Annotated in this window: 8 protein-coding genes; 3 read left to right on the top strand and 5 right to left on the bottom strand. The window is 63.3% G+C overall.

The features are described from left to right. Both hemW and lepA read right to left on the bottom strand, forming a co-directional pair. Window positions 1-1,048: radical SAM family heme chaperone HemW (gene hemW, locus HX613_RS07470; protein WP_235344760.1), on the bottom strand; the 1,048-nt coding region annotated here is incomplete at its 3' end. After that, window positions 1,049-2,920: a translation elongation factor 4 gene (lepA, locus tag HX613_RS07465; protein ID WP_235344759.1), complete on the bottom strand. Its 1,872-nt coding sequence runs from the start codon at window positions 2,918-2,920 to the stop codon at window positions 1,049-1,051. Window positions 2,921-3,107: 187 nt separating this feature from the next. Between lepA and HX613_RS07460 the strand changes: the two genes are divergently transcribed. From HX613_RS07460 to rpsT, 3 genes are all read left to right on the top strand, one after another. Further along, window positions 3,108-3,875 (top strand): endonuclease/exonuclease/phosphatase family protein, encoded by a 768-nt coding sequence (locus HX613_RS07460; protein ID WP_235344758.1) that lies wholly within the window; start codon window positions 3,108-3,110, stop codon window positions 3,873-3,875. An 11-nt stretch (window positions 3,876-3,886) separates the two neighbouring features. After that, window positions 3,887-4,465, top strand: a complete 579-nt coding sequence (locus tag HX613_RS07455) for a type II toxin-antitoxin system PemK/MazF family toxin (protein WP_235344757.1) — start codon at window positions 3,887-3,889, stop codon at window positions 4,463-4,465. A gap of 207 nt (window positions 4,466-4,672) precedes the next feature. Continuing rightward, complete coding sequence (gene rpsT / locus HX613_RS07450; RefSeq protein WP_101618535.1) at window positions 4,673-4,933, top strand: 30S ribosomal protein S20; 261 nt, start codon at window positions 4,673-4,675, stop codon at window positions 4,931-4,933. 87 nt (window positions 4,934-5,020) lie between these two features. Here rpsT and holA read toward each other — a convergent pair whose 3' ends face one another. The 3 genes from holA to HX613_RS07435 all read right to left on the bottom strand — a co-directional run bounded on the left by holA (window position 5,021) and on the right by HX613_RS07435 (window position 9,270). Beyond that, complete coding sequence (holA, locus tag HX613_RS07445) at window positions 5,021-6,004, bottom strand: DNA polymerase III subunit delta (protein WP_235344756.1); 984 nt, start codon at window positions 6,002-6,004, stop codon at window positions 5,021-5,023. Window positions 6,005-6,068: 64 nt separating this feature from the next. Then, entirely contained in the window at window positions 6,069-8,339 is a 2,271-nt protein-coding gene (locus HX613_RS07440; protein WP_235344755.1) for a ComEC/Rec2 family competence protein, read from the bottom strand. Window positions 8,340-8,379: 40 nt separating this feature from the next. Then, window positions 8,380-9,270, bottom strand: a complete 891-nt coding sequence (locus HX613_RS07435; protein WP_235344754.1) for a helix-hairpin-helix domain-containing protein — start codon at window positions 9,268-9,270, stop codon at window positions 8,380-8,382. Between the last annotated feature and the right edge of the window lie 24 nt (window positions 9,271-9,294).

The raw sequence follows: 9,294 nt of genomic DNA, 5'->3' as shown, positions 1-9,294 counted from the left end.
CCGCGAGCATGATCCGCTCGATCTCCTGGGTGGATGCTTCCAGCACCTCACGTCCGATGGCAGGCGACTCACCTGCAAGCAGCCGGTCGGACCAGGCACGGGGATGTTTTGCGTTCCAGAACCGCACTCCGCCGATGTGCGAATGAGCTCCGGGCCCGAAGCCCCACCAATCGGCATTGCGCCAGTAGGCCATGTTGTGGTCACAGCGGGTCTCCGCTGACGTCGACCAGTTGCTGACCTCGTACCAGTGCAGGCCGGCCGCCTCCATGGCGGCATCGGCGATCTCGTATTTGTCGGCCAGGTCGTCCTCGTCGGGCATCGGCAGTTCACCCCGGCGAACCATGGCGCCCATCTTCGTACCAGGTTCGACGATGAGCGAATAGGCGGAGATGTGATCGACGTCGTTGCTCAGCGCCACCTGAAGTGACCTGCGCCAATCATCGATGGACTCCCCTGGTGTGCCGTAGATGAGGTCGAGGCTCAGTTCCAGGCCGGCCTCTTTGATCCATTTCGCCACATCCGGGATCTTCTCCGGGTCGTGTGTGCGGTCCAGGGTCGCGAGCACATGGGGCACGGCCGACTGCATGCCCAAGGAGATTCTCGTGAACCCGGCGGCGGCCAGGGTCGCAATGTAGCTCGGGTCCAATGTGTCGGGGTTCGCTTCGGTCGTGACCTCGACATCCGGTGCCAACCGGAAGCGGTCGCGGATGTCATCCATCACCCCGGCCAGCACCTCGGCGGCCAACATCGTCGGGGTACCTCCACCGAAGAAGATCGTCGTCACCGCACGGTCGGCGGCCCCTGCATCGGCGAGGACACGAGTCGACAGATCAAGCTCGCGGGCAAGATTGCTGCGGTAGTCGTCGCGGGAGGCGCCGGGCCCCAGATCCTCTGCGGTGTAGGTGTTGAAGTCGCAGTAGCCGCAGCGGACCCGACAGTAAGGGACGTGAACGTACAGGCTCAGCCCGCGAGAGGCCGCGCCGGCCCCGGCCGAGGCCGGCAGCGAACCGTCAAGCGGTGGAGTCTCACCAGTCGGTTGTGCGGGCACTTACTTCTTGGATTCCTTCTTGGGCTCCGGATCATCCGAGGACAGGGCGGCGATGAAGGCCTCCTGAGGGACCTCGACATTGCCAACGACCTTCATCCGCTTCTTGCCTTCCTTCTGCTTCTCCAGCAGCTTGCGCTTACGGCTGATGTCGCCGCCGTAGCACTTGCTCAGCACATCCTTGCGGATGGCGCGGATGGTCTCACGAGCGATGATGCGCGAACCGATGGCAGCCTGGATCGGCACTTCGAACTGCTGGCGCGGGATCAGCTTGCGCAGCTTGCCGGCCATGAGCACACCGTAGGAGTAGGAGTTGTCGCGGTGGACGATCGCGGAGAAGGCGTCGACCTGATCGCCGTGGAGCAGGATGTCGACCTTGACCAGGTCCGCTGCGTCTTCGCCGTCATCGGAGTAGTCGAGGGTCGCGTAGCCCTTGGTCTTCGACTTCAGCTGGTCGAAGAAGTCGAAGACGATTTCGGCCAGGGGCAGTCGGTAGCGGATCTCGACCCGGTCCGAGGACAGATAGTCCATTCCCTGAAGACTGCCGCGACGTGTCTGGCACAGTTCCATCACCGCGCCGATGTAATCGCTCGGGGTGAGGATGGTGGCCCTGACCATGGGTTCGCGGACCTCTTTGATCTTGCCCGTCGGGTACTCGCTCGGGTTCGTGACCTCCATCTCCGATCCGTCTTCCATCGTGACGTCGTAGATCACGCTGGGTGCGGTGGAGATGAGGTCGAGGTCGTATTCGCGTTCGAGGCGATCGCGCAGGACTTCGAGGTGGAGGAGTCCGAGGAATCCGCAGCGGAAACCGAAGCCCAGCGCCGTCGAGGTCTCTGGCTCGTAGGCCAGCGAGGCATCGTTGAGTTTGAGCTTGTCAAGGGCATCGCGCAGGACCGGGTAGTCCGATCCATCGATCGGGAACAGCCCGGAGTACACCATGGGCTTAGGTTCCTTGTAGCCCTCGAGCGCCTGTGTGGCCGGTGCAGAGTTCAATGTGACCGTGTCGCCGACCTTGGACAAGCGCACGTCTTTGACGCCGGTGATGAGATATCCGACCTCGCCGACGCCCAGGCCCTTCGTGGGCTTCGGCTCCGGTGAGGAGACGCCGATCTCGAGGAGTTCGTGGGTGCTGCCCGTCGACATCATCGTCAGCTTCTCACGCGGATGCAGCGAACCGTCGATGAGGCGCACGTAGGTCACGACGCCCCGGTACGTGTCGTAGACGGAGTCGAAGATCATGGCTCGCGCCGGCGCATCGGCGTCGCCGACAGGAGCAGGAATGTCCGAGATGATGCGATCGAGGACCGCATCGACGCCTTCACCGGTCTTGCCCGACACCAGCAGGCAGTCTTCGGGTTCGCAGCCGATGAGGTTGGCCAGCTCCTCCGCGTACTTCTCGGGCTGCGCGGCGGGGAGGTCGATCTTGTTGAGGACGGGAATGATCGCGAGATCGTTCTCCATGGCCATGTAGAGGTTGGCCAGAGTCTGGGCTTCGATGCCCTGCGCTGCGTCGACGAGGAGGAGCGCACCTTCACAGGCGGCCAGGGATCTGGAGACTTCATAGCTGAAGTCGACGTGCCCCGGAGTGTCGATCATGTTCAGAGCGAAGGGAGTGCCCTCGTTCTCCCAGGCCATGCGCACGGCCTGGGACTTGATCGTGATTCCGCGTTCGCGTTCGATGTCCATCCGGTCGAGGTACTGAGCTCGCATATCGCGAGGCTGAACCGCCCCTGTGACCTGGAGCATCCTGTCGGCCAGGGTCGATTTTCCATGGTCGATATGAGCAATGATGCAGAAATTGCGGATCAACTCGGGTGATGTAGCGGACGGCGAAATCCGTTCGAGTGCTTGCGGCTTCACCTGAGGTGACATGAACGCCCTTCCTTCGACAGACTTCCTTCGACAGACCAGAACTTCCATTGTTCCATGGGTTGCGCACCAGACTGGAATCCTCCGCACCCCGGTGCATGCGGGCAGAGCTTCTTCTCACCGACTCGAACTCACTGTGAATCCCGGTGCCGATCCTGCACATTCGACGGCGATCGACGAAGATTGAGCCATGAGCGATTTCTCGATCATGAGCTTCAACCTCAGATATCCGGCGATGGACGGCCATCCCGTGGCCAAGCGTCTGCCCATCGCCGCCGAGCTCATCACCCAGGCTCACCCTCATATCATCGGCACGCAGGAGGGTGAGCTCGATCAGCTCGAGACACTCATCAACCTGCTTCCCGGTGAGTACATCTGGTTGGGTGAGGGGCATTCGGGCGGCAATTCGGGTGAGTTCACCGCGGTCATCTACGACTCATCGCGATTCGACGTCGACACCGTCGACATCAGCTGGCTGTCCGAACAGCCGGAGACGGTCGCCTCCGAATCCTGGGGTGTCTCCCACGCCCGGACGCTGACAGTCGTCGACTTTCGGGATCGTATCGCCGGGCAGTCTCTGCGCCTGCTCAACACTCACCTCGATCACAAGTCTGAGGAGGCTCGTCTGGAATCAGGGAAGATCATGGCCGGCCATCTCGCCGAGGCGACCGGTCCGTCCGTGGTCACAGGAGACTTCAACGTCGCCACCGGCTCCCCCGTCTACGACTATTTCTGCACTGAGTTGGGACTCACCGACACCGCTGCGATTGTTCCAGGTGAGGACATCGGCACATTCCACCGTTATCGAGGCCCTAAGGACGGCGACCCTCGCATCGATTGGATCCTGACGACGCCGGGACTGCGAACAGTCTCCACGCGGATCAATACATACAACCTCGACGGTGAGTACCCGTCCGACCATTTCCCGGTCGAAGCGGTTCTGCGCTACGTCGATTAGGATCAGTGCACATGAGTTGGAAATCACTGGTCAGTCGCGTCGTCAGGATCGGCGTCAAAGAAGGCTTCAAATACTACAAAGATTCACAGAGGAATAAGGCAGGCTCGCAGGGTTCGGGCTCCCGCCCGACCGGTCGCTCTCAGAGCGATGGACGGTCGTCGGGATCCGCCTCGGCGAAGGGCGGTGACTATCCGGGTGACTACCGCGGCGCGGTCAATGTCTCCTATGCCCCCGACCTCGACGGCGGTGCCGATCCCGGAGAGGTCGTCTGGAGCTGGGTTCCCTTCGAAGAGGACCATTCCCAGGGCAAGGACCGTCCCTCCCTCGTCATCGGCAAGGACGGCCGCTGGGTGCTTTCCCTCATGCTCACCAGCAAGGATCACATCCCAGGAGGAGTCGGCGAGGTCCGCGAAGACCGCCACGCCCGGTGGATGAACATCGGCAGCGGGGATTGGGACTCTCAGGGCAGGCCCTCCGAGATCCGACTCGACCGCGTGATCCGCCTCGATCCGGAGACCATCCGCCGCGAAGGCTCGATCATGCCTCGCGAGATCTTCGAACAGGTCGCGAAGAACGTCAACGCGAGCTGAGCCGAAACCAGGGCACCGACAATTTCTGCCTGACGGGATCACCCTGTATCGTTGAGAGAGTATCTTCATCAAAGGCGTGTGTCTCGCTGAGGTCGGGTGAAGATGCCATCAGGCTCGATATCATCGATGTGTTTCCCCGCGGAGATGAGTATGTCGGTCAGATGTGCCCTCACGACCATGTTCCACTAACACGAAAGAGTGTTGAAATTGGCTAATATCAAGTCACAGATCAAGCGGATTGAAACCAACGAGAAGGCTCGCCAGCGCAACAAGGCTGTGCGGTCCGAGGTTCGGTCACATGTCCGCGTCGTCCGCGAGAACATTGCTGCCGGCAACAAGGACGAAGCACAGCAGGCTTATGCTGTTGCCGCCCGTAAGCTCGACAAGGCTGTTTCGAAGGGTGTTCTGCACAAGAACAACGCTGCGAACCGCAAGTCGCGCATGGCCACGCAGATCAACGCTCTCTGAGTCGATCACTGAGGCTATAGCTTCGAGGGGCCCGATCCGTTCGGATCGGGCCCCTCATCTATTCACCATTCAGAGTCTGTGCTCCGCTCAGCGCTGACGAGCCAGCCGGCAGACTTCGGAGACGAACCATTCGACCGCATAGACCGGGTCACGGCCTCCGCCTTTGACGGCCTCATCGGCTTCGGCTGCCGCGATCAATGACTGCCCCAAGGCGACTTCGTTCCACCGGCGCACCTCGCGCCGGGCACGGTCGACCTGCCAGGGGGCCATCTTCAGCTCCGATGCGAGCTCGCCGCTCGATCCCGAGAAGCCCTGGACCTTGGCCATCGACCGCAGCTTCATCGCGACCGCGGCAACCAGGGGCACCGGGTCGGACCCGGTCGACAGTGCGTGACGCAGGAGGCTCAGCGCGCTCTTCGCATCGCCTCCGACTGCGGCGTCGGCGACTTTGAAGCCGGTGGCCTCCACTCGGCCGCCGTAGTACTGGTCGACAATCTGCGCAGTGATGGTTCCGTCGGTGTCCTCGATGAGCTGGTCGACTCCGGCATTGAGTTCGGACAGGTCGGCCCCGAGTGCAGACATGAGCGCGGCCATCCCTGATTCGTCGATCTGCCTCTTCGCAGCCTTGAAACGTCCTTGGGCGAATTTGGCGCGGTCGCTCTCGTTCTTCAGCTGCGTCGCATCGACCCGGGGGAATCCGTTCGCCTCGATCTTCTTGACCAGTTTGGCGCCGCGGTTGCCGCCTCCGTGAAGGAGCAGGACGACGGCATCGTCATTGGGTTCATCGAGGTAGGCGAGCGCATCTGCCAAGAATGCCTCCGAACACTTCTCGACGCTGTCGACGACGATGAGCTTGGAGGAGGAGAACAATGAGGGCGAGGCGGCCATGAGCAGCTCTCCGCCCTGGTATCCGGCGGCGTCGAACTCGATCTCCTCCGGGTCAGACTTCCGCGCGACAGTGACGATCCGATCCTTGGCCATGCGGATGAGCACCGGCTCGTTTCCGGAGATCATCACTACGGGCGCGGGCTTCGCGGAACTCCACGGGATCAGGGTCTTCTTCACTGCCATGCGCCAAGCCTATCGTTAGCCACGGACTCGATGCGCGCCGGTCGCCGGAGCCTACCCACGGGAGTCACTGTCCATCACCGCCGCAGCTTCGCCCCGTACTGTACTGCGCGTTCGCATAGACGGCGATGGTGCCGCAGAGGTCGGTGCGCAGAACCGGGACGGGCCCGAAGGCTCGTTGGGCTCGTGGGGTGGGATGGCCGTAGCTGTTCTCCCCCACTGAGATCGCACCGAGGCGAGCGCCTGCAGCGGTGAAGAAGTCTTCCGACAGGTCGGAGGAGCCATGATGGGGTGCGATGAGCACGTCGACGGGTTCGAGATTCTGAGCGACGATGAACTGTTCGTCTTCTCCGATGTCGCCGGGGACCAGGTAGCTCAGTCCCTTCTGTTCGACTCTGAGGACCAGTGAGTCCTCATTGCGCACTTCGGTCCCCTCTGTCTCCTCTGTCCCCGTGGTCTCTTCTGCCCCCGCGGTCTCTCGCGCAGGTGGCCAGAGCACCTCGATCTGGGCCCCACCGGCGTCGAACGTGCGTCCACGCGCTGTCGGGACCACCTCGGCGCCGGTGTCCTCGACAATGCTGTGCGTCTCTTCTCCCTCGCTGACGTTGGTGGACACCCATAGACGATGCAGGGTCCGCGACCAGGTGGTTCCGGCATACCCGGCGCTGTGATCGGCGTCGAAGTGGGAGATGACGAGATCGAACTCCTCGATCCCGCCCTCGTCGAGACACACATCGACGGGCTTCGGGTCCTTCCCTGTGTCGATGACGAGGCCACGGCCCTCGCCGAGGTTGATCAGCGTTGCCGATCCCTGCCCGACATCGCAGATCATCACCAACCAATCGTGTGCCGGTGGCTTCGTCCGGCCGACCACGATGATCAGTGCCGTCAGGCAGATGCAGAGGACGACGACCGGGACTCCCCACAGCTTTCTGCGCACCAACAGCCAGGAGCCTGCACCCAGCACGATGAGGAGTCCGAGCGCGGCCAGTGTCCCCCACGGAGGTTCGGGCCAGTCGAGGGCAGCTCCGGGCAGTCCGGCACAGATCCTGGCCACAGCCACGATCCACCATGCGCACAGCGAGCCGAGCCAGGCGGGAAGCTGAGCACACCACAGGAGCCCGGGGACTCCGACGAGACCGAGTCCCCCGCACACCAACGATAGGAACCCGAGGACAGTGGCCGGCAGGACTGCGGGTGCGGCCAGGGCGTTCGCCGCCACCGACCACAGCCCGATCCGGGGATCGATGGCCACGAGCACCGGGGTGCAGGCCAGCTGGGCGACCAGGGGCACGATGAGGGCGCTGAGGACGATGGCGGGGACCATCGACAGGCGCAGGCTCAGTCGCCGCAGAATGATTGGAACGACGAACATGATTGCGGCGGTCGAGACGACGGAGAGCACGAACCCTACCGAGGTCGCCAGCACAGGGACAACGGTGAGCAGGACGCACACGGTCGAACTCATCACCGCCACCGGTGAGATCCCTCCCCCACGGAGGAAGACGAGGGCGACCGCGATCGCCATACCCGCCGCACGGATGGCGCTGGGTTCGAATCCGACCACGAACACATACCCCATGCAGGTGAGCACCCCGATACCGACGCGAGTCCGTGGACCGGCCCCGCACAGTCCGGCCAGCAGTCCGGCGCCGAGGCTGACAATCGTGACATTGCTGCCTGAAACAGCCGAAATGTGGGTCAGGGACACCACACGCATATCGTCTTCCATCCGTGCATCCTGAGGCTCGGTGTCACCGACCACGAGGCCCGGCAGCAGTGCACCGCCGTTGTGTCCTGAGGCCAGGGAATCATGCCGCAGCTGCATGCGCAGGTCTCCTCGCCACGTCCACAGCCTGTTCGGTGTGCGCAGGATCGTCGCATCATTGCTGCTGATGCGGATGTCGTCGAGAGCCTCCGTGCGCATGGTCACGTGCGATCCTTCGGGTGGAGCGGAGGGGCTGAGCACCTCGGTGAAGCCTCCCGAGGTGAGCACCGTCAACCGAGACCAGCCCGAAGGCCCTGGTTGGCTGTGGCCGACCACGATGCCTTCCACATCGGTGACTTCTTCAGTTCCGCGGCCGGCACCGAGCATGGTGGTCTGAATCGTGAACAGACATGCGAACACTATGAGGAGCACGCCCAGGTGGTGGTGTCTGCGCAGACAGAGGAAGCCGAGGCTGACGAGGAACGGAGCGGCGAGGAGCGCCCATGGCCCTGGATCCGCCAGCGCGGTGATCCACAGGCCCAGCGCGCAGATGAGCAGGCGAACGGATCCTGGCCAGACCTTCGCAGCCGAGCGCGCCCAGCTGAGTACGGTTCTCCACCGATCTCTCACCCACTGAGCCTTCGAACAGTTCGTTCGCTCTCGCTGGGCCCTATCCGACCGAGACACGATCTTTGAGGCTCTCGAATGTCTTGGGACCGATCCCCTGGACAAGCAGCAGATCTTCGATGCTGGTGAATGGCTGTTCTTCGCGGTGGGCGATGATCGCCTCCGCCGTCACCGGTCCGACTCCCGGCAGCGTCTCCAAAGTCGCGAGATCAGCCGTGTTGAGATCCACCTTCGCGCCCTGCTCTGCAGCCCCTCCGCCGGAGGCACCGGCAACGCTGTCTGCCCCACCGCCGGGAGCACCAGCTGCGTTGCCTCCCTCACTGCCGGTCCCTGCGCCCCCTGCCGCGTTCGATGCCCCGCTGCCGGGATCGGCGCCTCCGGGTTCTGGTTCCTCTCCGTGGGCGGGGATGTGGATCTGCTCGCCGTCTTGGAGGACGCGAGCGAGGTTGATGGCCTCCGCATCTGCCTGTTCCTTCAGTCCGCCTGCCTTCTCCACGGCGTCCTGGACTCGAGCTCCGGTGCTCAGGCTCACGACTGAGGGTCTGCTCACCGCCCCGGTGACATGGACGACGACAGTGCCGGGACCGGCGCTCTGGGCTGCAGACGTGGCTTCGTCTGCAGCTGGTTGGTTCTGTCCTGGAGATGCTCCCGTCTTCGTCTCGGTCGACGTCGCTCCTCCACCGGGGGCCGAACCCGCCTGGTCCCCAGTGGCGGCATGCTGTGGCGCCGGGCGCAGAATGAGAAAGGCCATGACGAGCACAGCAATGGCAGCGACGGTCAGCGCGACGAGGATCGGCAGGCGCACTCGGCGCGGCTCGACCGGTTCCTCTTCGCCTTCGCTGTCGCTTCCGAAGACGTCTCCTGGGACCCATCCGCCTCGTTCGGCGCTGGAGTTGATGAGGCCTGCGAAGCGATCATCGGGAGAGACAGCCATGTCGACAAGCTAAGGGCACCCGCT

Origin of the sequence: Brevibacterium sp. UCMA 11754 (assembly GCF_021532275.1) — a bacterium.
Classification (GTDB): Bacteria; Actinomycetota; Actinomycetes; order Actinomycetales; family Brevibacteriaceae; genus Brevibacterium.
The sequence above is the reverse complement of the archived record's forward strand: the minus strand, read 5'-3'. Positions and strand labels throughout refer to the sequence as shown.